The sequence below is a fragment of the Streptosporangium sp. NPDC004379 genome, from assembly GCF_042873875.1.
GTDB lineage: Bacteria > Actinomycetota > Actinomycetes > Streptosporangiales > Streptosporangiaceae > Streptosporangium.
In genome coordinates, this window is the sequence record NZ_JBIAMC010000001.1 from 733,153 (window position 1) to 756,400 (window position 23,248).

Annotated in this window: 17 protein-coding genes; 7 read left to right on the forward strand and 10 right to left on the reverse strand. The window is 73.1% G+C overall.

Annotation, left to right across the window (positions count from 1 at the left end):
• Positions 1–118: 118 nt before the first annotated feature.
• Both ACFYSC_RS03255 and ACFYSC_RS03260 read right to left on the reverse strand, forming a co-directional pair.
• Positions 119–313: a DUF3046 domain-containing protein gene (locus tag ACFYSC_RS03255; RefSeq protein ID WP_362928251.1), complete on the reverse strand. Its 195-nt coding sequence runs from the start codon at positions 311–313 to the stop codon at positions 119–121.
• A gap of 195 nt (positions 314–508) precedes the next feature.
• On the reverse strand, positions 509–1,846 hold the full coding sequence (locus tag ACFYSC_RS03260) for a pyridoxal phosphate-dependent decarboxylase family protein (protein ID WP_389955860.1): 1,338 nt from the start codon (positions 1,844–1,846) through the stop codon (positions 509–511).
• A 210-nt stretch (positions 1,847–2,056) separates the two neighbouring features.
• On the opposite strand from ACFYSC_RS03260, the gene ACFYSC_RS03265 reads away from it, so the two are divergent.
• Positions 2,057–6,907, forward strand: coding sequence for a DEAD/DEAH box helicase (locus ACFYSC_RS03265; RefSeq protein ID WP_389956341.1), 4,851 nt, complete (start codon positions 2,057–2,059; stop codon positions 6,905–6,907).
• A gap of 165 nt (positions 6,908–7,072) precedes the next feature.
• On the opposite strand, the gene ACFYSC_RS03270 is transcribed toward ACFYSC_RS03265, so the two are convergent.
• Positions 7,073–8,437 (reverse strand): ROK family protein, encoded by a 1,365-nt coding sequence (locus tag ACFYSC_RS03270; RefSeq protein WP_389955862.1) that lies wholly within the window; start codon positions 8,435–8,437, stop codon positions 7,073–7,075.
• A 204-nt stretch (positions 8,438–8,641) separates the two neighbouring features.
• Between ACFYSC_RS03270 and ACFYSC_RS03275 the strand changes: the two genes are divergently transcribed.
• The 4 genes from ACFYSC_RS03275 to ACFYSC_RS03290 all read left to right on the forward strand — a co-directional run bounded on the left by ACFYSC_RS03275 (position 8,642) and on the right by ACFYSC_RS03290 (position 13,530).
• Positions 8,642–9,970 (forward strand): extracellular solute-binding protein, encoded by a 1,329-nt coding sequence (locus tag ACFYSC_RS03275; RefSeq protein ID WP_389955865.1) that lies wholly within the window; start codon positions 8,642–8,644, stop codon positions 9,968–9,970.
• 4 nt (positions 9,971–9,974) lie between these two features.
• Entirely contained in the window at positions 9,975–10,991 is a 1,017-nt protein-coding gene (locus ACFYSC_RS03280; protein WP_362928241.1) for a sugar ABC transporter permease, read from the forward strand.
• Positions 10,988–11,839 (forward strand): carbohydrate ABC transporter permease, encoded by an 852-nt coding sequence (locus ACFYSC_RS03285; RefSeq protein ID WP_362928239.1) that lies wholly within the window; start codon positions 10,988–10,990, stop codon positions 11,837–11,839. Before ACFYSC_RS03280 ends, ACFYSC_RS03285 begins: the two co-directional genes overlap by 4 nt.
• A gap of 212 nt (positions 11,840–12,051) precedes the next feature.
• The gene (locus tag ACFYSC_RS03290; RefSeq protein ID WP_389955869.1) at positions 12,052–13,530 is read left to right on the forward strand and encodes a glycoside hydrolase family 3 protein; all 1,479 of its coding nucleotides are present in this window, start codon (positions 12,052–12,054) and stop codon (positions 13,528–13,530) included.
• 177 nt (positions 13,531–13,707) lie between these two features.
• On the opposite strand, the gene ACFYSC_RS03295 is transcribed toward ACFYSC_RS03290, so the two are convergent.
• Complete coding sequence (locus ACFYSC_RS03295) at positions 13,708–14,886, reverse strand: ROK family transcriptional regulator (protein WP_389955872.1); 1,179 nt, start codon at positions 14,884–14,886, stop codon at positions 13,708–13,710.
• Positions 14,887–15,331: 445 nt separating this feature from the next.
• Here ACFYSC_RS03295 and ACFYSC_RS03300 point away from each other — a divergent pair, with 445 nt between their 5' ends.
• A complete protein-coding gene (locus tag ACFYSC_RS03300; protein WP_362928233.1) occupies positions 15,332–15,781 on the forward strand; it encodes an Rrf2 family transcriptional regulator in 450 nt (149 codons plus the stop codon).
• 9 nt (positions 15,782–15,790) lie between these two features.
• Positions 15,791–16,582, forward strand: coding sequence for an Fpg/Nei family DNA glycosylase (locus ACFYSC_RS03305; protein WP_389955875.1), 792 nt, complete (start codon positions 15,791–15,793; stop codon positions 16,580–16,582).
• On the opposite strand, the gene ACFYSC_RS03310 is transcribed toward ACFYSC_RS03305, so the two are convergent.
• The 6 genes from ACFYSC_RS03310 to ACFYSC_RS03335 form a co-directional block, all read right to left on the reverse strand.
• Positions 16,579–16,938, reverse strand: a complete 360-nt coding sequence (locus ACFYSC_RS03310) for a helix-turn-helix domain-containing protein (protein WP_389955877.1) — start codon at positions 16,936–16,938, stop codon at positions 16,579–16,581. The two genes, ACFYSC_RS03305 and ACFYSC_RS03310, sit on opposite strands and share 4 nt — an antisense overlap.
• 204 nt (positions 16,939–17,142) lie before the next feature.
• Complete coding sequence (locus tag ACFYSC_RS03315; RefSeq protein WP_389955880.1) at positions 17,143–17,643, reverse strand: CinA family protein; 501 nt, start codon at positions 17,641–17,643, stop codon at positions 17,143–17,145.
• Positions 17,643–18,248, reverse strand: a complete 606-nt coding sequence (gene pgsA, locus ACFYSC_RS03320; protein ID WP_389955882.1) for a CDP-diacylglycerol--glycerol-3-phosphate 3-phosphatidyltransferase — start codon at positions 18,246–18,248, stop codon at positions 17,643–17,645. The genes ACFYSC_RS03315 and pgsA overlap by 1 nt, the downstream gene beginning before the upstream one ends.
• A 25-nt stretch (positions 18,249–18,273) precedes the next feature.
• Positions 18,274–19,683, reverse strand: coding sequence for a 30S ribosomal protein S12 methylthiotransferase RimO (gene rimO, locus ACFYSC_RS03325; protein WP_389955885.1), 1,410 nt, complete (start codon positions 19,681–19,683; stop codon positions 18,274–18,276).
• A 122-nt stretch (positions 19,684–19,805) separates the two neighbouring features.
• On the reverse strand, positions 19,806–20,552 hold the full coding sequence (locus ACFYSC_RS03330; RefSeq protein WP_389955887.1) for a helix-turn-helix domain-containing protein: 747 nt from the start codon (positions 20,550–20,552) through the stop codon (positions 19,806–19,808).
• A gap of 152 nt (positions 20,553–20,704) precedes the next feature.
• Complete coding sequence (locus ACFYSC_RS03335; RefSeq protein WP_389955890.1) at positions 20,705–23,242, reverse strand: DNA translocase FtsK 4TM domain-containing protein; 2,538 nt, start codon at positions 23,240–23,242, stop codon at positions 20,705–20,707.
• Positions 23,243–23,248 lie beyond the last annotated feature (6 nt).

A 23,248-nucleotide genomic window follows, 5' to 3' on the forward strand; every position in this document is an offset into this window, starting at 1 on the left:
CGGCGCGCACGGCGGGTCGGCGTGGACGACGGGATGTCGCGGACGACGGCATGGCGGATCGGCCGCGCGGCATGGACCGGCGGGACGGTGCGGACGGCGGATCGGCGCGCGCCGGCGCTCAGCGCAGGGCGGCGGCGACGTCGGACACCCCGCACACGGCCCGCCAGACGTCCTTGGCGGCGATGCCGTCCGCCAGCGCCTGGTTCACCGTCCTGCCGTCCAGGCCGGCGATGACGTAGTCGCGGGCCCACGACTCGGCGTAGGCGTCACCGAAGTGGAGTCTCATCCGGTTCCAGAAATCCGACAGGCGCATGCCTCCAGTCTGACCCCTCCCCGCGGTGCTCATGACCGGACGCGCCCGGTGTCCGCCGGGCGGCCACGCCGCCCGGCACGGGCCGGGACGGGCCGGGACGGACCCGGGACCTGCGCCGCGGGCCCACGGTGGACCCAGCAGTGAGCCCGACGGCGGGCCCGGGGTGGGCCCGCAGCGGGCCACCCCGGGCCGCGGTCACGCCGTCGTGGCGATGATCTCCTCCACGATTTCCATCGTCGTGCCGGGATGCAGGAACGCGAACCTTCCGACCGTCTCGCCCTCCCATCCGGTCGGCGTGACGAACCCGACCTGCCCGGCGAGCAGCCGCTCGGACCACTCGTAGTAGTCCCGCCCGGTCCAGCCGGCGCGGCGGAAGAGCACCGCCGACAGTTCGGGCTCGCGGATCAGCTCCAGGTGTCCGGTGCGGCCGATCAGCGCGGCGGTCTCGCGGGCCAGCCACAGCCCCCTCTCGACGGCCTCGGTGTAGGCGTCGGTGCCGTTGACCGCGAGGGAGAACCAGAGCGGCAGGCCGCGGGCGCGCCTGGTCAGGTGATAGGCGTAGTCGGTGGGGTTCCACTCGTCGCCCTCCACGTGCAGGACATCGAGATAGGAGGCGTCCTGGGTGTGCACGGCGCGGGCCAGGCGGGGCTCGCGGTAGAGCAGGGCCGCGCAGTCGAAGGGCGCGAACAGCCACTTGTGCGGGTCGACGACGAAGGAGTCGGCGTGCTCGATCCCCTCGTAGCGGTGGCGCACGGAGGGCGCGAACAGCCCCGCGCCGCCGTACGCGCCGTCCACGTGGAACCACATGCCGCGCTCGCGGGCGACCTCCGAGACCCCGGCGAGGTCGTCGATGATCCCGGCGTTGGTGGTTCCGCAGGTGGCCACGACGGCGATCACGTCGGAGGGGTCGGGGTCGGCCGCCAGGGCCGCGCGCAGCGCCTCTCCGGTGAGGCGGTGGTCGGCGGACGGCACGACGAGGGCGTCCACGCCGATGATCCGCAGCGTGTTGGAGACGGAGGAGTGCGCCTGGTCGCTGACGGCGACGCGCAGGCGGCCCCCGGGGCGGCGGTGCCGGGCGGTGTCCCTGGCCACGACGAGCGCGGACAGGTTGGCGGCCGAGCCGCCGGAGACGAAGCAGCCGCCCGCGCCGGCCGGCATGCCGGCCCTGTCGGCGATCAGCCTGAGCACCTGGTTCTCCGCGGCGATCGCGCCGGAGGCCTCCAGCCAGGAGATGCCCTGCAGCGACGCGCAGGAGACCACCATGTCGAACAGCAGGGCGGCCTTGGTGGGGGCGGCCGGGATGAACGACAGGAAGCGGGGACTGTCGGCGGAGATGACCGCCGGGGCCAGCTGGGTCGCGTAGACGTCCAGGACCTTTCCGGCGTCGGTGCCGCCGGGCGTGATGAGCCCGGCGAGGGCCGCGTCGAGTTTGTCCTTCACGCCGGGGTTGTCGAGGGGGACGGGGTCGAGTGAGAGCCGCTCCTTCATGTAGGAGAAGACCAGGTCCGTCAGCCGCTCGTCGTAACTGTGCACGCGAGAATTATGCGGATAAAAGGTTTAAAACGGATAACAAGGACCTCAGATCATGTTCAAGGTAGATTCTGTCGATATCCCCCCGCACCGTGTGACGTCCCGCGGGCGGACGGTTCTGTCGGTGGCGAAGGGCAGTATGGATCCGTGACCGGCTCAGCGCTCGACCACTTCAGCCCGGTGACCAGGGAATGGTTCGCCGGCGCCTTCGCCATGCCCACCGCCGCCCAGGAGGGGGCGTGGGCCTCGATCGCCCGCGGGGACAACACCCTCGTCGTCGCGCCCACCGGCTCCGGCAAGACGCTGGCGGCGTTCCTGTGGTCGCTCGACCGGCTGGCCGCCGAGCGCGCGGCGGAGGCGGCGGAGACGGCCGCTGTCTCCGGGGCGGACGGCGGGCCCGGCTCCGCCCCGTCCGGCGGGACCGAGCGGGTCGTCCGGAAGTCCGGCGACCGGCGGGACCCTCGCGGCTCCGGCGGTCCCCGCGGGCGCGCCGGAGAGGACGGCGAGGCCGCCCGGCGCTGCCGGGTGCTCTACGTGTCGCCGCTCAAGGCGCTGGCGGTCGACGTCGAGCGCAACCTCCGGGCGCCGCTGACCGGGCTGCGGCAGACCGCCCGGCGGCTCGGACTGCCGGTGCCGGAGATCTCCGTGGCGATCCGGTCGGGCGACACCTCGCCGGAGGAGCGGCGCCGGTTCGCGGCCAGGCCCGCCGACATCCTCATCACGACCCCCGAGTCGCTGTTCCTGCTGCTGACCAGCCAGGCCCGCGAGGCGTTGCGCGGGGTGGAGACGGTCATCGTCGACGAGGTGCACGCGGTGGCGGGCACCAAGCGCGGCGCCCACCTGGCCCTCAGCCTGGAGCGGCTCGACGCCCTCCTGCCCGCCCCCGCGCAGCGCGTCGGGCTGTCGGCGACCGTGCGCCCGGTGAGCGAGGTCGCCGAGTTCCTCGGCGGTCCCCGTCCGGCCGTCGTGGTGCAGCCCCCCTCGGAGAAGGAGATCGAGATCGAGGTCGTCGTCCCCGTCGAGGACATGACCGAGCTCGACTCCGCCCCGCCGCGGTCGCCGTCCGGTGACGGCGGCGCTCCCGGCCACGGCGCTCTGGGTGACGGTGCTCCCGGTGACGGCGACCTCGGCGACGACCGCTGGCTCACCGAGCCGCCCACCCGGCGGTCCATCTGGCCGCACGTCGAGGAGCGGCTGTTCGACCTGATCGGCGCCCACCGCTCGACGATCGTGTTCGCCAACTCCCGCAGGCTGGCCGAACGGCTCTGCACCCGGCTCAACGAGCTGGCCTGGGAACGACGGCCCGGCACCGGGGACGCCGACGCCGCCGGGGACGGCGGGGACGACGGAACGCCCTGGAAGGGGACCCCTACGGAGCCCGTCCACTGGGCCGACGGGTTCCCCACCCCGCCCGGCTCCGCCCCGGCCGGCCCCACGCCGGGCGTCGCCTCCACGCCGCCGACGGCCTCGTCCGCCACCCCGGCGGAGATGATGGCGCAGGCGGGCGCGTCCAGGGGCGTGATCCCGGAGATCGTCCGGGCCCATCACGGGTCGGTGTCGAAGCAGGAGCGCGCGGCGATCGAGGACGCCCTCAAGTCCGGGCGGCTGCCCGCCGTCGTCGCGACCTCCAGCCTGGAGCTCGGCATCGACATGGGCGCGGTCGACCTGGTCGCCTGCGTGGAGTCGCCGCCGAGCGTCTCCAGCGGCCTGCAGCGGATCGGCCGGGCCGGTCACCGGGTGGGGGCGGTCTCCCGTGGCGTGATCTTCCCCAAGTACCGCGGTGACCTGGTGCAGACGGCCGTGGTGGCCGAGCGGATGCGCGCCGGGGAGATCGAGGAGCTGCGCTGTCCCCGTAACCCGCTCGACGTGCTCGCCCAGCAGATCGTGGCGATGACCGCGCTCGACGAGTGGACGGTGGACGACCTGGAGACCCTGGTACGGCGGGCCGCGCCGTACCGCACGCTGCCCCGCGGCGCCCTGGAGGCGGCGCTCGACATGCTCGCCGGGCGCTATCCGAGCGAGGAGTTCGCCGAGCTGCGCCCGCGGATCGTCTGGGACCGCGTCACGGGTGTCCTGCGGGGCAGGCCCGGGGCCCAGCGGCTGGCCGTGACCAACGGCGGCACGATCCCCGACCGGGGGCTGTTCGGCGTCTTCCTGGCCGGGGAGAAGTCCTCGCGGGTGGGCGAGCTGGACGAGGAGATGGTCTACGAGTCGCGGGTGGGCGACGTGTTCGTGCTGGGCGCGACGTCCTGGCGGATCGAGGACATCACTGCCGACCGGGTCCTGGTCTCCCCCGCGCCCGGCCGACCGGGCAAGCTGCCGTTCTGGCACGGCGACAGCGCGGGGCGCCCGGCCGAGCTGGGCCGGGCGATCGGCGCCTTCCTCCGCGAGGTGTCCGCCTCCGGGGACGGCGCGGCGGAGCGGATCCGGGCGGCCGGGTTCGACGGGTTCGCCGCGGCCAACCTGCTGTCCTACCTCGCCGAGCAGCGGGAGGCCACGGGATACGTCCCCGACGACCGGACGCTGGTGGTCGAGCGGTTCCACGACGAGCTGGGCGACTGGCGCGTCGTGCTGCACTCGCCGTACGGCGCGCGGGTGCACGCGCCGTGGGCCCTGGCGATCGGGCGGCGGCTGCGCGAGCGTTACGGCGTCGACGTCCAGGCGATCCACTCCGACGACGGGATCGTGCTGCGCATCCCGGACACGCTCTCCGACCCCCCGTCCGACGTCGCGGTCTTCGACGCCGAGGAGATCGAGCGGATCGTCACCGAGGAGCTCGGCGGCTCGGCGCTGTTCGCCGCGCGCTTCCGGGAGTGCGCGGGGCGGTCCCTGCTGCTGCCGCGCCGCACGCCCGGCAGACGCACCCCGCTGTGGCAGCAGCGGCAGCGGGCCTCGCACCTGCTGGCCGTGGCGAGCCGCTACGGCTCGTTCCCGGTCGTGCTGGAGACGATGCGCGAGTGCCTGCAGGACGTCTTCGACGTGCCGGGCCTGATCCGGCTCATGCGCGACATCGCGGCGCGGCGGGTGCGGCTGGTCGAGGTGGAGACCTCGCAGGCGTCGCCGTTCGCCGCGTCGCTGCTGTTCAACTACGTCGGCGCGTTCATGTACGAGGGCGACGCCCCGCTGGCCGAGCGCCGTGCCCAGGCGCTGGCGCTGGACACGACCCTGCTGGCCGAGCTGCTGGGTCAGGCCGACCTGCGCGAGCTGCTCGACCCCGACGTCATCGCCGACACCGAGCGCGAGCTGGCACGGCTCGACCGGCCGCTGCGCGACGCCGAGGACCTCGCCGACCTGCTGCGCTCGCACGGTCCGCTGCTCGCCGAGGACGTCAGCCTGCGCGAGGGCGACCCGGCGTGGCTGACCGGCCTGGAGGAGTCCAGGCGGGCGATCAGGGTACGGATCGCCGGTCAGGAGCGGTGGGCGGCGATCGAGGACGCCTCCCGGCTGCGCGACGCGCTCGGCGTGCCGCTGCCGGTCGGCGTGCCGCAGGCGTTCCTGGAGCCGGTGGACGACCCGCTGGGCGACCTGGTCGCCCGGCACGCCCGCACCCGCGCCCCGTTCGCGGCGGCGACGGCCGCGGTGCGGTTCGGCCTGGGGCAGGCGGTCGTCACCGACGCGCTGCGCCGCCTGGCCGCGACGGGCCGGGTGGTGAGCGGGGAGTTCCGGCCCGGTGGCCGGGGCGAGGAGTGGTGCGACGCCGGGGTGCTGCGGCTGCTGCGCCGCAGGTCGCTGGCCCGGCTCCGCAAGGAGGTCGAGCCGGTCTCCCCCGAGACGCTCGCGGCCTTCGCCCCCGCCTGGCACGGCGTCACCGGCGCCTCCCGGAAGGGCAGGCCGCCGATCGACGCGCTGGTGGGCGCGATCGAGCAGCTCCAGGGCGCGGCGGTGCCCGCCTCCGCGCTGGAGACGCTGGTCCTGCCCTCCCGGGTGCCGGGATACGACCCGTCGCTGCTGGACGAGCTGACCTCCTCGGGCGAGGTCGTCTGGGCCGGGCAGGGTTCGCTGCCGGGCGCGGACGGCTGGGTGGCGCTGTACTTCGCCGACACCGCGCCCCTGCTGATGCCCGAGCCGCTGGAGATCAGCATGACCCCGCTGCACGAGGCGGTCCTGTCCGCCCTCGGCGGCGGAGGCGCGCTGTTCTTCCGCGAGCTGGGCGTCCGCGCCGGCGCGCTCCTCGTGTCCGGTCCGCCCCCGGACGACACGGTGCTCGCGGCCGCGGTGTGGGACCTCGTGTGGGCGGGCCGGATCACCGGTGACACGCTGGCGCCGCTGCGCGCCACGCTCGGCACCGGCCGCCCGGCGCACCGCCCGGCCACCACCCGCAGGCGGCGGCCGGTGCTGCCGAGCCGCAGCGGCCCGCCGACCGTGAGCGGGCGCTGGTGGTTGCTGCCCGAGCCCGCGGGGGACGCCACCCAGCGGGCGCACGCCCAGGCCGAGACGCTGCTGGAACGGCACGGCGTGGTGACCCGGGGCGCGGTGGCCGCCGAGCGGCTGCCCGGCGGGTTCGCCGCCGTCTACCAGGTCCTGCGCGCGTTCGAGGAGAGCGGCCGCTGCCGCCGGGGCTACTTCGTCGAAGGTCTGGGCGGGGCGCAGTTCGCCCTGCCGGGTGCCGTGGACCGCATGCGCGCCGCGGCGGAGCCGCCCCGGCCCGTCGAACCGGCCCCCGACCTCTGGAGCACCCGGAAGCCCGCGGCGGACACGCCGCGGGCGGTGGTGCTGGCCGCCGCCGACCCCGCCAACCCGTACGGCGCCGCCCTGCCGTGGCCCGCCCATCCCGGGGAGGTGTCCCACAAGCCGGGCCGCAAGGCGGGTTCCCTGGTGGTGCTCGTCGACGGGCACCTGGTGCTCTACGTCGAGCGCGGCGGCAAGACCCTGCTGTCCTTCACCGACGGCGAGCGACTGCGGCCCGCCGTGGACGCGCTGGCTCTGGCCGTACGCGACGGCGCCCTCGGCAAGCTGACCGTGGAGCGCGCGGACGGTTCGGCCATCGGCGACTCCCCCCTGGCCGGCGCGCTGGAGGCCGCCGGGTTCCACCCGACCCCGCGCGGTCTGCGCCTGCGGGCCTGACCGCGGCGACCGTCGTACGGCCCCGAGGGCACGCGGCACCGGCCATGGTCTCGGATTCGGGCTTCACGTCGGTGGAACCCGCCGGGCCGTCCTGGGAACACCCGCTTGCGGCCCCGGAACGGAGCCGGGGCCGGGCCGGGACCAGGGGGCCGGGGCCGGGGCCGGTCAGACGGTTTCGGAGAAGACCTGCTCGCGGGCCTGGCCGAGGGCCGAGACCAGGGCCCCGCGCAGCACGGGGTTGCCCTCGACCCGCGAGACCACGACCCGCGGCCGGCTCGGGCAGATCCTGGCCACGGCCTCCTCGACCCTGGCCGCCAGCGTGGAGCCGCCTGCCCGGCCGACGTCGCCGCTGAGCACGACCAGGCCGGGGTCCAGCACCACCGATACCGCCGCCACGCCGACCGCCAGCCGGCCGGCCAGCTCGACGAGGAAGTCCTCCGCCCCCTCCTCGACGGCCGCGCGGACGTGGTCGCCCAGAGACGCGGACACGTCGGAGAGAGCGACCTCATGCGAGCCGTTCGCGGAACCCCACGCGCCGACACCGCCGACGCCGCCGATCCCGGCCCTTGGGACGCGCCCTGAAACCGGCCCTGCGACCGGCCCGGAGATCGATGCGGGGCCGGAGGCGGTGCCGTACGCGCCGGCCGGGCGGGAGCCGACGCCGACACCGACGCCGAGGTCAAGGCCGAGACCTATGCCGTGCGCGCCGGCCAGGCCGCGCACGGCGTCCCCGCCGACCAGGCGCTGGAAGGAGCCGGACTGCGGCTCGTGCACGTCCGTGGGGAGCGGTTCCCCCGGCACCGGGAGCCAGCCGATCTCGCCCGCGCCGCCGGTGAAGCCCCGGTGCAGCCGCCCGCCGAGCATCACCCCGAGTCCCTGTCCGACCCCGGACCAGACGAGCACGAAGTCGTCCAGGCCCGAGGCGGCGCCGTGGGCGTGTTCGGCGAGCGCGGCGAGGTTGACGTCGTTCTCTATCCGCACGGGGACGTCGAGGGCGTCGCGGAGCCCGGCGAGCACGCCCACGTGCCAGGACGGCAGGTCGAAGGAGAAGCGGACGTCGCCGGTGCCCGGATCGACGACGCCGCGGGTGCCGATCACGAAGGCGCGCAGCCGGGAGCGGGTGATGCCGCCCGACGCGCAGACCGCCTCGACGGCGTCGCAGACGAGGCGGACCGGGTCGTCGTGACCGTTGGGGTCCACCGACACCTCGGCGACGGTCTCGCCGGTGATGTCGGCCACCGCCGCGCTGACGCGGTCCGGCTGGACGTCCAGCCCGGCGGCGTACGCGCACGACGGCACGAGGCCGTAGAGGGCCGCGTTGGGGCCGCGCCCGCCCGCCTGCTCGCCGACCACCGTGACGAGTTCGAGTTCCTCCAGGCGGGCCAGCAGCTGCCCCGCGGTGACCTTGGACAGGCCGGTCCGCTCTCCCAGCTCGGCCCGGGTCAGCGGCCCGCCGGACAGCAGCAGTTCCAGCGCCGCCCGGTCGTTGAGCTGGCGCAGCAGCCGGGGTGTTCCCGGGCGTCTGGGCAAGGTCGGCTCCCCCCGTCACGATCCGCTAACGATCGTTTCTTTTAAGAAAGTTTATTGTTAGTTTAACCATGGCCGGCCCGCAGGCGACAGTCCCGCGGGCTACAGGACGCCCACTCCGCCCGGAGCGAGCTCGGGTCGCGGGGACCCGAGCCGACAGCCCGAAGAGCGTCACCCCCGTTGAAATGCCGGAAAGGGAGAACTCCAGTGAAGTTCGCGAGAATCGCCACCACGACGGCCGCCACCGCAGCCCTCGCGCTGGGACTGGCCGCGTGCGGCGGCTCTGATTCGTCCGATGGCGCCGCCACCTCCGGGGCGTCGGCGCCGGCCGCCTCCGGCCCCAAGTACGCCGGCCAGACGCTCACCGTGTGGCGGCTCGGCGACAGCAACCCGGCCGCCCAGAAGTACATGGACGAGCTGAACGCGGCCTTCGAGAAGGAGTCCGGCGCCAAGGTCAACCTTGAGTGGATCCCCTGGCCCCAGGTGAACGACAAGTTCACCGCCGCCGCCGCGGGCGGCGCCGGCCCGGACGTCACCGAGATCGGCAACGACCAGGTGCCGCTCTGGCAGAGCCAGGAGGCGCTGTCCCCGGTCAGCGAGATCGTGAAGTCCGGCGACCAGGCGGGGATCCCGAAGAACCTCCTCGGCCTGGAGACCATCGACGGCGAGGTCTACGCCATCCCGTGGGGCGCGGGCTCCCGCGCGGTGCTCTACCGCAAGGACTGGTTCGCGGACCTCGGCATCGAGGTGCCGAAGACCTGGGACGAGGTCGTCGCCGCGGCCAAGAAGATCCAGGCCAAGAAGGGCAAGGACGTCGACGGCTTCGCCTTCAACGGCGGCTCCGACGCCAACCACCTGCTCGCCGCGTTCGCCTGGTCCGAGGGCGGCGAGTACGCCGTCAAGGAGGGCGACAAGTGGGTCGGCAAGCTGACCGACCCCACGTTCAAGAACGGCTTCGCCACCTACACGAGCCTGGTCACCGACGGCCTGTCCGGCAAGTCGCGCCTCACGCAGAACACGGTGGACATCCGCAAGCGGTTCGCCAACGACAAGGTCGGCATGTACCTGACCGCCGGCTGGGACCTGCCGGGCATCGAGGAGGACAGCAAGGGCAAGCTGAAGGGCGACAAGCTGGGCTTCTTCCCGCTTCCCGCCAAGTCCGGCGGTGAGGCCCCGTCCTTCTTCGGCGGCAACGACATCGCCGTCTGGGACGGCGCGAAGAACAAGGACCTGGCGGCCGACTACCTCAGGCTGGCCACGAACAAGGAGTGGGCCGGCCGCTACGCCGCCGACGGCGGTCTGCTGCCGATCTATCCCGAGGCCCTCGCGAAGCTGAAGGACGACCCGGCGCAGGCCCCGTTCGCCGCCGCCTTCGCCAAGGCCAAGGCGTTCCCCGCCGACCCCAACTGGACCGAGGCCAACGAGACCAAGGCCGTGCTGCAGAACGCCGCCCGGTCGGTCATCGAGGGCAAGGCCACCGCCGACGACGCCCTGGCCAAGGCCAACGGGGAACTCGAAGAGATCCTGAACCAGTAGCCCTATGACGAACACGTCCACGGTCGCCCGGGGCGGGGGGGCCACCCCCGCCCCGGGGCGGCGCCGCCACGCACCGCAACGTCCCGCCAAGGCCCGCGGGCTCTCCCCCCGGGCCGTCCCCTACGTCCTGCTCGCGCCCGGCCTGCTGGTGATCGCCGGCCTGCTGCTCTACCCGCTGGGACAGATGATCTTCATCTCCTTCCAGAAGGTGGGGATCCCCCAGATCAACGGGAAGAAGCCGGCGACCTGGGAGGGCTGGGACAACTACGCCAGGGTCCTCGACAACGAGGTCTTCTGGTCCTCCCTCCGCAACACCGTCGTGTTCGCGGCCGTCACGGTGACGCTGACGCTGGTCCTCGGGACCGCGGTCGGCACCCTGCTCAACCGGCTGAGCAAGAGGATGTCCACCTTCGTGGTCATCGGCATCATGTCGGCCTGGGCCGTGCCGCCGGTCGCCCAGGGCGTCATCTGGCGGTGGCTCTTCGACGCCGACGCCGGGATGATCAACTGGGCGCTGAACCTCCTGCCCGACTGGCTGTCGGAGCTGCTGTTCGACCGGTCCGACTGGACCGGCGAGCCGTGGCTGAACGACGCGTTCACCATCTACCTCGTGCTGGTCGTCTGCGTCCTCTGGTCGTCGTTCCCGTTCGTCGCGGTGTCGGTGCTGGCCGGTCTCAAGGGCATCCCCACCGAGCTCTACGAGGCCGCCCGGGTCGACGGCGCCACCCCCTGGCGGATCTTCAGGAAGGTCACCTTCCCGCTGCTCAAGCCGGTCTTCTCGGTGCTGACGATCCTGTCCATCATCTGGGACTTCAAGGTCTTCAGCCAGCTGTACGTGCTGATGAACGGGCCGACCAACCGCGAGGCGTTCAACCTGTCGATGTTCTCCTTCGCCGAGGCGTTCCGCAGCCCGCCGAAGATGGGCGTCGGGGCGGCGATCGCGGTGATCCTGACGCTGATCCTGCTCGTCGTCACCGCCGTCTACATCCGGCAGCTCGTCAAGACGGAGGACCTGCGATGACCCCGCTCGCCCGCAAGCGCCTCACGAGGATCGCGCTGAACACGGCCGGTCTGCTGGTCTTCCTGTTCGCGGTGTTCCCCGTCTACTGGATGGTCTCGACCTCCTTCAAGGCCAACGACCAGATCTTCACCACCGACTTCATCCCGTTCCCCACCCATTTCACCTTCGAGCACGTGGACCGGGTGCTCAGCGAGGGCGTGGCCGGCAACTCCATCTGGCTCTACATGCGCAACAGCGCGATCGTCGCCCTGGGCACCGTCCTCATCGGCGCCGCACTCGCGCTGCTGGCGGCCACCGCCATCGCCCGCTTCGCGTTCCGGGGCCGTACGGGCTTCCTGGTCCTGCTGCTCATCGTGCAGATGATCCCGGCGGAGGCGCTGCTCATCCCGCTCTTCCTCAACGTCAAGCGGCTCGGCCTGTACGACCAGCTGCTGGGTCTGATCGTCATCAACGTCGGCCTGACGCTGCCGTTCGGCATCTGGATGCTGCGCACGTTCGTCGCCGCGGTGCCCAGGTCGCTGGAGGAGGCCGCCTGGATCGACGGCGCCAGCCGGATGACGACCTTCTGGCGGGTGCTGTTCCCGCTGGTGGCCCCCGGCCTGGTGGCGACGAGCATCTTCTCGTTCATCACCGCGTGGAACGAGCTGATCTTCGCGCTCATCCTGATGTCGGACTCCTCGGGCTACACGATGCCCGTCGCGCTGCAGTTCTTCTTCGGCCAGCGCGGCACCGACTGGGGCGCCATCATGGCCGGTTCCACGATGATGACGATCCCCGTCGTCGTCTTCTTCCTCCTGGTGCAGCGGCGCATGGTCACCGGCCTCGTCGCGGGCGCCGTCAAGGGCTGACCCCGGCACCGGTACGGCCCGGCGCCCACGCGGTGCGGGCCGTACGGGACGCCGCCGGCGACCGATCCCCCGGTCCTCACGGTCCTCACGGTCCTCACGGTCCACTCGGTCCGCACCGTCCGCGCGGTCCGCGCCGTCGGACCCCGCCCCCCGATCCCCTCCGCCGGGCGACCCGTCCCGGCGACTCCCCAGGTAAGGAGCGTTCCAGCGCCATGTCCGAGCTCACCGCAGGTCCCGCCGACCGGGGCCTGTACCGTCTCGCGGCCGGCACGCTGCTCGCCGCCTTCCAGGGCGTCACCGCCCCAGAGTGGATCGTGCGGGAACTTGCGGCCGGCCTCGGCGGCGTCACCCTGTTCGGCTTCAACGTCGCGGGCCCCGACCGGTTGACGGCCCTCACCGCGCGACTGCGCGAGGCGGGTGAGCCGGTCGTCTCACTGGACGAGGAGGGCGGCGACGTCACCCGCCTCGACTACCACGAGGGCAGCCCCTACCCCGGCAACGCCGCCCTGGGCGCCGTCGACGACGTCGAGCTGACCCGGCGCGTGCACCGGGCGATCGGCGACGACCTGGCCCGCTGCGGGATCAACCTCGACATGGCCCCGTCCGCGGACGTCAACAGCGCCGACGACAACCCGGTGATCGGCACCCGCTCGTTCGGGCCGGATCCCGCGCTGGTGGCCCGGCACACCGTCGCCGCGGTGCGGGGCCTGCAGTCCGCCGGGGTGGCCGCCTGCGTCAAGCACTTCCCCGGCCACGGCGCCACCCACCAGGACTCCCACCTGGAGGTGCCGCTCGTCGACGCCTCCCTGGAGCTGCTGCGCGAGCGCGAGCTGGTGCCCTTCCGGGCCGCGATCGACGCCGGGACCAAGTCGATCATGACCGCGCACGTCCGCGTCCCCGCGCTGACCGGCGCGCTTCCCGCCACGCTGTCACCGGCCGCGCTGACCGGCCTGCTCCGCGGCGAGCTGGGCTACGACGGGGTGGTCGTCTCCGACGCCCTCGACATGCGCGCCGTCACCGACGCCTACGGCCTGGTGGACGGCGCCGTGCTGTCCCTGGCCGCCGGGGCCGACCTGTTGTGCCTCGGTCCGCTGCCGACCGAGGAGGACGTCCGCCGGATCATCGCCGGGATCCTCGCCGCGGTGCGGGACGGCCGGCTGCCCGGTGAGCGCCTGGAGGAGGCGGCCGAGCGGGTGGCGCGGTTGCGCGCCTGGTTCGCCGCGTCCCGGGCGGACGCGAGGACGGCGGCCGCGGCGGGCATGGACGGGGAGCGGGTGGTCGGCCTGGCCGCGGCCCGCCGGGCGGTCAGGCTCACCGGGACCGCGGCCCCGCTCGTCGATCCGCTGGTGGTGGAGATGGAGACCCCGCCGACCATCGCGGTCGGGGACGTGCCGTGGGGGTTCGGCCCGCTGCTGCCCCGGGCGGAGGTCGTTCGGGTCCGGCCGGAGGACGCCGACGTGCCCGCTCTGCTGGCGCGCGCCGAGGGCCGCTCCCTGGTCGTGGTGGTCAAGGACGCCCACCGCCACACCGTCGGCCGGTCGGTGGTCTCGGCGCTGCTGGCCGTCCGCCCGGACGCGACGGTGGTGGAGATGGGCCTGCCGGTCTGGCGGCCCGAGGGCGTGACCTACCTCGCCACGTACGGCGCGGCGCGGGCCAACGCCCAGGCCGCCGCCGAACTGCTCGGCGTCTGACGGCCCCGGCGGAACGGCACAGCCGTACGGGCGGCCGGTGCGGGGCGGCCTTGCGGAGGACGCTAAGGGGCGTTACGGGGCGATGCGGAGCGTACGGGGGTTCGGGCGCGGTGCGGGGCGGCCATGCGGAGACCGGGGCGGCGCGGGCCGTGCGGAGGCTCAGGCGGCGCGGGCGGTTCAGGACGCGAAGAGCTCCTCGCGTGCCTGCTCCAGCCCCGCCAGCACGGCGCCCCTCAGCACCGGGTCGCCCTCGACCTCGCCGGAGACCACGCGGGGCCGCACCGGGCACATCCGGGCCACGGCCTCCTCGATCCTGAAGGTCAGCTCGCCACCGCCGGCCCGGCTGACCTCGCCGGCGAGCACCACGAGCCCGGGATCCAGCACGACGCACACCGACGCCACGCCCAGCGCCAGCCGCCTGGCGACCTCGTCCAGCAGCGGCCGGCCGCGCTCCCCCGCCTCCACGGCCGCAGCCACGCACTCGGCCGCGCCGCGCCCGGTGAAACCGTGCGCCCGGGCCAGCTCGGTCACCGCCTCGTCGGTGACCAGCGACTGCAACCCCCCGGCGAGGGACGGCATGCGCCCGGGGACCTCCCGCACGTCCTCGGCGAGCGGAACGCCCGGCACCGGCAGGTATCCGATCTCCCCGGCGCTGCCGGAACGGCCGCGGTGCAGCCGGCCGCCGAGGACGACGCCGAGGCCGATGCCGCGGTCCACCCAGAGCAGCACGAAGTCGTCGGCCCGCCGCGCCGCGCCCAGGGCGTGCTCGGCGATGGCCACCAGGTTCACGTCGTTCTCGATCCTGACGTCGCGACGCAGGTCGCGGGCGAGCCGCTCGTGGATGCCCTCGCGCCAGTCCGGCAGGTCGAAGGAGAACCGGACGTCCCCGGTGCGGGGATCGACGACGCCGGGGGTGCCGATCACCACGGCCCGCAGCCTCGCCAGGGCGACCTTGGCGGACCGGCACGCCTTGACGATCGCGCTGTGCACGAGGGCGACCGGGTCGTCGTGCCCGTCGGGGGCGACCGTCACCTCGGCCACGATATCGCCGCTGATATCGGCGACGGCGGTGGTGACGAATTCCGGCCCCACGGCCAGGCCCACGACATAGGCAGAAGACGGAATAACTCCATAAAGGGCGGCATTCGGCCCTCTCCCGCCCGCCTGCTCCCCGGTCACCTCGACCAGTCCGCGTCCTTCGAGCCGGGCCAGCGTCTGGGACGCCGTCACCTTGGAAAGCCCGGTCATCTCACCGATCTGCCCCCGGGTCAGGGGACCGGAGTCGAGCAGGAGCTCCAGGGCGGCCCGGTCGTTGATCTCCCGCAGAAGCCTGGGAACGCCAGGACGTCGCTCCATACGCATGCTCTCTTGTCCGCCGTTTCCCCGTCGCTTTTGCATTCAGGCGAGAAGCGTTCGCATTAGTCAATAAAGGTTCCTGACAGCTTAGCCGCGCGGGAGCCGCCGCGGGTTCCCGCGGGCCACCGCGCCGTACCTTCCCCGGGGCCTCGCGGACGGCCACGACGTGCCTTCGCGGGTGCTCACGGACGGCCGCGCCGTACCCGCGCCGCATCCGCCGCGCCTCCCCGGAGATTCGCGGCCCGCGCGTCACGGGCCGTCCGCGGACCGCGACACGCCCGGCGGCACGGCACCCCCTCTGCCACGACCCGCCCGGCACGAACCATCACAGAGTGTGACGGAAACCCTCGCGGGGCGGACCCGCCGACGGTCACAGAGGCGACATGTTCGGCTCTTCCGATCCCTCGCGCCTAAGCAGTCAATAGCAGGCGGGATAATCGTCTACATGCGCCTATCTGCTCGTGTCGACTATGCCCTTCGTGCCGCCGCCGAACTCGCCGCCGCCGGCGACGGACCGACCACGGTGGGCGAGCTGGCCAAGGAGCAGGACATGCCGCCGAAGTATCTGGAGAACATCCTGCTGCAGATGCGCCGGGCCGGCCTGGTCCGCGGCCAGCGCGGCCCCGAGGGCGGCTACGTGCTGGCCCGCCCCGCGCGGGAGATCACCCTGGCCGACGTGATCCGCGCGGTGGACGGCCCGCTGGCCAACGTCCGGGGCGAGCGGCCCGAGCACGTCGGCTACCGCGGTCCCGCCGAGTCGCTGCAGAAGGTCTGGATCGCGCTGCGCGCCAGCGAGCGGGCCATCCTGGAGGAGGTCACGCTCGACAGCGTCGCCACCGGCGTGCTCCCCGAGCGGGTCATGACCCTCGCCGCCGACCCCTCCGCCTGGGACTGAGCCGGTCCCGTGCCCGAAGGCGACGTCGTCTACCGCACCGCGCGGCGGCTGGGCCGGGCGCTCGACGGCCGGGTCCTGGTCAGGTCCGACTTCCGCGTCCCGCGGTACGCCACCGCCGACCTGACCGGCAGGCGCGTCCTTGAGACCGTCTCACGCGGCAAGCACCTGCTCACCCGGGTGGAGGGGGGCCTGACCGTCCACACCCACCTGCGGATGGAGGGGAGCTGGCGGATATCGCCCGCCGGCCGGCCCGTCCCGCCGGGTGACGTGGTCCGCCTCGTGCTGGCGAACACCGAGTGGCAGGCGGCGGGGGTACGGCTCGGCATGCTGGACCTGGTGGCGACCGCCGAGGAGCACCGGCTCGTCGGGCATCTGGGCCCCGACCCGCTGGGGCCCGGCTGGGACGCGGCGGAGGCCGCGCGGCGGCTCGTGCGTGATCCCCGGGCGACCATCGGCGAGGCGCTGCTCGACCAGCGCAACCTCGCGGGGCTCGGCACCATCTACCGGGCCGAGACGCTCTTCCTCGCGGGGGTCTCGCCGTGGCGGCCGGTGGGTGAGATCGAAGATGTGGAAAGGATCGCCGCGCTCGCGCGGCGGCTGCTGCACGCCAACCGTGACCGGGTGACCAGGGCGACGACGGGCGACCCGCGTCCGGGGCGGGACACGTGGGTGTACGGCAGGGCAGGAAGGTCATGCCTGCGCTGCGGACATCGGATCAGTCGGGGCGAGATGGGGGCACAGCCGCAGGAACGGCTGATCTTCTGGTGCCGTCACTGCCAGCCGGGAGAACCGGCCGGCTAGGCGGCGACCATGTCGTTGACCTCGGGGAACACATCCTCGGGAAGCGAGCCGGGCACGGTCTCGGCGATCGGCAGGCGCTCCCGCTCGGGAACGTCACCGGCGAGCACCGGGGCGTGCTGAAGCTCGGCCAGGGCGAACTGGTCGGAGACCTCGCGGAGCACCTGCGACAGCGGCACACCGAGGGCGCCGCAGATCGACGCGAGCAGTTCCGAGGACGCCTCCTTCTGACCACGCTCCACCTCGGAGAGATATCCGAGGGAGACACGGGCCAACGTGGAAACCTCACGCAGGGTGCGACTCTGCCGCACCCGCAGTCGCCGCAGCACGTCACCGAGCAGCTGACGCAGCAGGACCATCTGTCGCTCCCTCCCCAGCGCGGGAGCCTGGGCGACCCCCCGCGCGATCGGTTCGTGCCGCCCGTTCTTGCGCGACCCTTGGTGCATACTCCTCGCCGTCATCATCGCTTGACCTTTACATCACTCACGGTTCCACCGTACCTGCATCCACCGATGCGACGGCAGACCACGGGGAGCATGTTCGCTGGGGACGTAACGCGGTAATCACCCGGAATGTTCCCCCACGCTCGTCTCCAGGACTCTCCGCAGAAGGTCCACTGCCTCGATCACCGTCGACCGCCGGATCTCGTCACGCGTTCCGGCGAGGTTCAGATCTTCATGCCATACCCGCCCGTCCGAACCGCTAACGGCCAAATGTACGGTGCCGACCGGTTTTCCGTCCTGCGGATCGGGTCCGGCCACCCCGGTCGCGGCCAGCCCGTAGGAGGCTCCGGTGAGCCGGCGGACGCCGTCCGCCATCGCCGCGGCGACGGCCGGGTGAACCGCCCCCTCCCGTGCCAGCAGGTCGGCCGGGACACCCAGGAGGCGGTGCTTGAGCTCGGTGGCGTAGGAGATGACCCCGCCGGCGAAGGCGGCCGACGCGCCGGCCGGGGCGGTGAGGGCCGCGCCGATCAGCCCGGCGGTCAGCGACTCGGCCACCGCCGCCGTCTCCCCCCGGCGGACGAGCAGGGACAGCACCTCGGCGGCGGGCGGGACGCGGCCCATCAGGCCTTCCTCGCCTGCTTCGCCACCTGCCGCAGCTTGACCGCGCGGACGACGTAGTCGATCCCCGTCCCCACGGTCACGACGACCGCGGCGCCCATCACGACCCAGCGGAACACCTCCGGCATTCCCGGCCACATGTAGAGGGCGATCGCGGCGATCTGCAGGACGGTCTTCACCTTCCCGCCGTAGCTGGCCGGGATGACCCCGTGCCGGATCACCGCGAACCGCAGGAGGGTCACGCCCAGCTCCCGGCCGAGGATCACGCCGGTGACCCACCACGGCAGCTCGTTCAGGACCGACAGGCTGATCAGCGCGGCGCCGGTCAGCGCCTTGTCCGCGATCGGATCGGCGATCTTCCCGAAGTCGGTGACCAGGCCGTAGCGGCGGGCCAGCTCGCCGTCCAGCAGGTCGGTGAGCGAGGCCACCAGGAAGACCACCAGCGCGGTGATCCGCCAGCCGTACCCCTCCAGGAAGAGGCACGCCACGAAGAAAGGGACCATCGCCAGACGGAGCACCGTGACGACGTTGGCGATGTTCCAGGCGCTCGGCCTGGAGTCCATGGATGCCGAGGTCGATCCGGTTCCGGTCTCTGGCGGGTTGGTCATACGCTCTCCCGGCCGGGCGGCGCGCTCACGGAGCGGCCTTGATTCGGGCGATCAGGTCGACCCCCTCGGAGTCGACGACGACGGCCCGCACGATCTGCCCCGGCACCAGGCCGATGCCCTGGACCGTGACGGAGCCGTCCACCTCGGGTCCCTGGTGGGCCGCCCGCCCTTCGTAACCGCCGTCGCCGAGGTCCTCCTCGACGAGGACGTCCACCTCGGCGCCGATGCGCTCCTCCGCCCGCTGGGCCATGAGCTCGTCGGCCAGCTCGGTGAGCGCGGCCACCCTGGCGTCGACGATTTCCTGGTCGAGCTTGCCGGGCAGGGACGCCGCCTCGGTGCCCTCCTCGTCGGAGTAGCCGAAGACGCCGATGACGTCGAGCCTGGCCTCCTGCAGGAAGTCGACCAGCTCGCCGAACTCCTCCTCGGTCTCGCCGGGGAAGCCGACGATGAAGTTGGACCGCACGCCCGCCTCCGGGGCGCCCGCGCGGATGGTCTCCAGCAGGTCGAGGAAGCGCCGGGGGTCTCCGAAGCGGCGCATCCTGCGCAGCACCGTGCCGCTGGCGTGCTGGAAGGACAGGTCGAAGTAAGGCGCCACGCCCTCGGTCGAGGAGATCGTCTCCAGCAGGCCCGGCCGGAGCTCGGCGGGCTGGAGGTAGCTGACCCGCACCCGCTCGATCCCCTCGACGGCGGCCAGGGCCGGCAGCAGCCTCTCCAGGGCCCTCAGGTCGCCGAGGTCCTTGCCGTAGGAGGTGGAGTTCTCGCTGACCAGGACGAGCTCTCTGACGCCCTCACCGGCCAGCCAGGCCGCCTCGGCGAGGATCTCCTCCGGCTTCCGCGACACGTAGGCGCCGCGGAAGGCGGGGATGGCGCAGAAGGTGCACCGCCGGTCGCAGCCGGAGGCCAGCTTCAGCGAGGCCACCGGCCCGCCCCCCAGCCGCTTGCGCAGCGGGCGGGGGCCGCTGGCCGGGGCCAGGCCCTCGGGCAGGTCGCCGTGGCCGGGGATGTGGGTCTTGGGGGCGGCGGCGCGCTCGACCGGCGAGATCGGCAGCAGCGTCCTGCGGTCGCGCGGGCTGTGCGGGACGAGCGGCCTGTCGGCCAGCACGTCGTCCAGCCGCGCGCCGATCTGGGTGTAGTCGTCGAAGGAGATGACGGCCGACGCCTCCGGCAGCGCGTCGGCGAGCTGGTCGCCGTAACGTTCGGCCATGCAGCCCGCGGCGACCACCTTGGCGCCGGAGTCGGCCGCGGCGAGCAGCGTGTCGATGGAGTCCTTTTTCGCTGAGTCGATGAAGCCGCAGGTGTTGACGACGATGACGTCGGGGTCGTCGTCGCCCACCTGCCAGCCGGCAGCCTCAAGACGCGCGGCGAGCTCTTCGGAGTCGACCTCGTTGCGCGCGCAGCCCAGTGTGATCAGCGATGCGGTTCGGCGGGATGACATGGTGAACACTACGGTATCGGGAGTTGGCCACCATCGGCGCACTCCCCCTCCCCCAGGCTCCCCTCCCCGGCCGTTCCGGCCCTCCGGGAGGCTCTTCCCGGCCCTCCCGGAACCCCGCGCGGTCAGGACTTGGAAGCCTTGTAGGAGTGTTTGAGCACCTCGCCCTCGGAGCCCGGGACACCGAGGTCCACGCCGTTCATCCGGACCGAGAAGGCCCCCGCGTCACCGAAGGTGACCTTCAGCGCCTTCTGCGCCCGCCACACGGACGCCTGACCGGCCGTCATCCGGCCGGAGAAGAGCCGGTGCCCGGCCGCGTCCTTGATGTCGAGCCAGGACGGGCGTTTCGCGGTGATCTGGAGGACCACCTCGCCCCGCTTCGGGGCGAGCGCCGCGCCGGCCCGGCGAGGGCCGCCGGCCAGCGGCCGCGCGTGCGCCGAGTGCGGCGCGGCCGACTTCTTGGCCGGGCGGATGTCGGCGGTCGGGGTCTCCTCCCCGCCCATCATCTTCGCCACGCCGAACACCACGATGATGGCCAGCGCCACCGCCATGGCCATCGTCCAGTTGGGCGAGCGCCGCTCCCGGATGTTGATCGGCTTGTCGGCCTGGAAGACGCTGGCCGCCCGCACCGGCAGCGGGACGCCCCCGTGCAGCTCGTCGTACTCGTGCACCATGGCCTCGGGGTCCAGCCCGAGGACCTTGGAGATGTTGCGTATGTGACCCCGCGCGTAGAAGTCGCCCCCGCAGTGCGAGAAGTCGTCGCGTTCCATCGCGTGGATCAGCGCCTCGCGCACGCGTGTGCGCGCGCTCAGCTGCCCGACGGTCATGCCCGTCGTCCGGCGCGCCTCTGCCAGACTGCCGCCAATGCTCATGCCGCACGCCCCCCCAGCCCATGACGTTGCGTAGTGAGTCCCATTCAATCAGTAATCAGGGGGACTGGGTACGCCGGGGGGGTCATCACCCTCTCAAGTCGGCCGGGAGAGACGGCGCGCCGTACGGCGACGGCGGCGGCGAGGCGCGGTCGTCACCCTCTCAGATCGGCCAGGAGACCCGGCAGGTCGTCGGGTTTGACCAGCACCTCCCTCGCCTTCGACCCCTCGCTCGGCCCGACGACGTTGCGGCTCTCCAGCAGGTCCATCAGCCGGCCCGCCTTGGCGAAGCCCACCCGCAGCTTGCGCTGGAGCATGGAGGTGGAGCCGAACTGGGTGGTGACGATCAGCTCGGCCGCCTGGATCATCAGTTCGAGGTCGTCGCCGATGTCCTCGTCGATCTCCTTCTTGGCGGTGGCGGCGGCGGTGACGTCCTCGCGGTACTCGGCCTGCATCTGGGCCTTGCAGTGCGCGACTATCTCGACGATCTCCTTCTCGGAGACGAAGGCGTTCTGCAGTCGCATGGGCTTGCTCGCGCCCATCGGCAGGAACAGCGCGTCGCCCTGGCCGACCAGCTTCTCCGCGCCGGGCTGGTCGAGGATGACCCGGCTGTCGGCGAGGCTGGAGGTGGCGAACGCCAGCCGGGACGGCACGTTCGCCTTGATCAGGCCGGTGACGACGTCCACCGACGGCCGCTGGGTGGCGATCACCAGGTGGATGCCCGCGGCGCGGGCGAGCTGGGTGATGCGGACGATGGAGTCCTCGACGTCGCGCGGGGCGACCATCATCAGGTCGGCGAGCTCGTCCACGATCACCAGCAGGTACGGGTAGGGCTGGTAGACCCGCTCGCTGCCGGGCGGCGGCACGAGCTTGCCCGCGCGCACCGCCTTGTTGAAGTCGTCGACGTGCCGGAAGCCGCTGGCGGCCAGGTCGTCGTAGCGGCGGTCCATCTCCCCCACCACCCACTCCAGGGCCTCGGCGGCCTTCTTGGGGTTGGTGATGATCGGCGTGATGAGGTGCGGGATGCCCTCGTAGACGCTCAGCTCGACCCGCTTGGGGTCGACCAGGACCATCCGCACCTCGTCAGGGGTGGCGCGCATCAGGACCGAGGAGATGAGGCCGTTGACGCAGACCGACTTCCCGGCGCCGGTGGCGCCCGCGATGAGCAGGTGCGGCATCTTGGCGAGGTTGGCCACGATCGTGCGGCCCTCCACGTCCTTGCCCAGGCCGACGATCATGGGGTGCTGGTCGGCCTGGGCGACCTGGGAGCGCAGGATGTCGCCCAGCGACACGAGGTCCTTGTCGGTGTTGGGGATCTCCACCCCGATCGCCGACTTGCCGGGAATGGGGCTCAGGATGCGGACGTCGGCCGACTTGACCGCGTAGGCGATGTTCTTGGTGAGCGCGGTGACCTTCTCGACCTTGACCGCCGGGCCCAGCTCGATCTCGTAGCGCGTCACCGTCGGCCCGCGGGTGAACCCGATCACCTGGGCGTCGATGGCGAACTGCTCCAGGACGCTGGTCAGCGCGTTCACCACGACGGTGTTGGCCTTGGTCTGCGGCTTGGGCGCGCTGCCCGGGCGCAGGAGCTGGCTGTCGGGCAGGGCGTAGGGGCCCGACTGCGAGGAGAGCAGGAGCTGCTCGACCTTGCGCGGCGCCGGGGTCGGCGCGGGCGGCTCGGGCGGCGCCGGAGGCTCGGGGCTGGGCACGGGCGGCTCGTCCACCAGCCCCGGCACGATCTCCGGTGAGTGCTCGGCGGCCCGCTCGCCCGCCTCGGTGAGCAGCGGCGTGTCGTACGGCCGGACGCCCTCGGGCCCCTCCGGGCCCTCCTCCTCCCCGTTCCCACGGCCGCCGCGGGGCTTCTTGGGCGTCGTGCGCCTGCGCGGCTCGCGGGTCCGGGCCGGGAGGTCCCGGTTGAAGAGCATGTGCCGGATCTCAGCCAGCCGTTCCGGGACCCGGTGCACCGGGGTGGCGGTGATCACCAGGACGCCGAAGCCCGCCAGGATCAGCAGCAGGGGGACGGTGATGAAGGCGGGCAGGATGCTCGCCGGAGGCGCGGAGACGATGAACCCGATCATGCCGCCCGCGGCGGCGACCTTGTCCATGCCGTCGGCGCCGCCCCCCGACGGGTACGGCGTGCCGTGCGCCACGTGCACGATGCCGAGCAATCCGGCCACGAGGGCGGACCAGCCGATGCCCATCCGGCCGGTGTCGGCGTTCTCGTCCGGGTGCCGCAGCAGCCGCCAGGCCAGCAGCGCCACCAGGATCGGCGCCAGCCAGGCGAGCGAGCCGAACGCCCCGCGCATGAAGCCGTTGACGATCTCGGAGAACGTGCCGGTGGTGTCCCGCCAGATCAGCGCCGCCAGCACGATCGCCCCGGAGAAGACGGCCAGCCCGAGCCCGTCGCGGCGGTGGACGGGGTCGAGTTCGCGGGCGTTCTGGCCCATGGCCCGCGCGGTGCTGCCGACGGCCCCGGCGAGCACCATCCAGATGCCCATGAGCAGCTTGCCGAACATGATGAAGACCCAGCTGATCGGGTCGGGCTGCAGGGGCGCGGGCCTTCGGGCGGCGGGCTTCGCCCGGGCGGCGGCCGCCCGCCTGGCGGGGGCCGTACGGGAGGGAGCGGACCTCGCCCGGCCGGGTCCCCCCTTGGCCGGGGGCTTGCCTGAAGGTCGGGACGTACGGGTGGCCATGGTAGC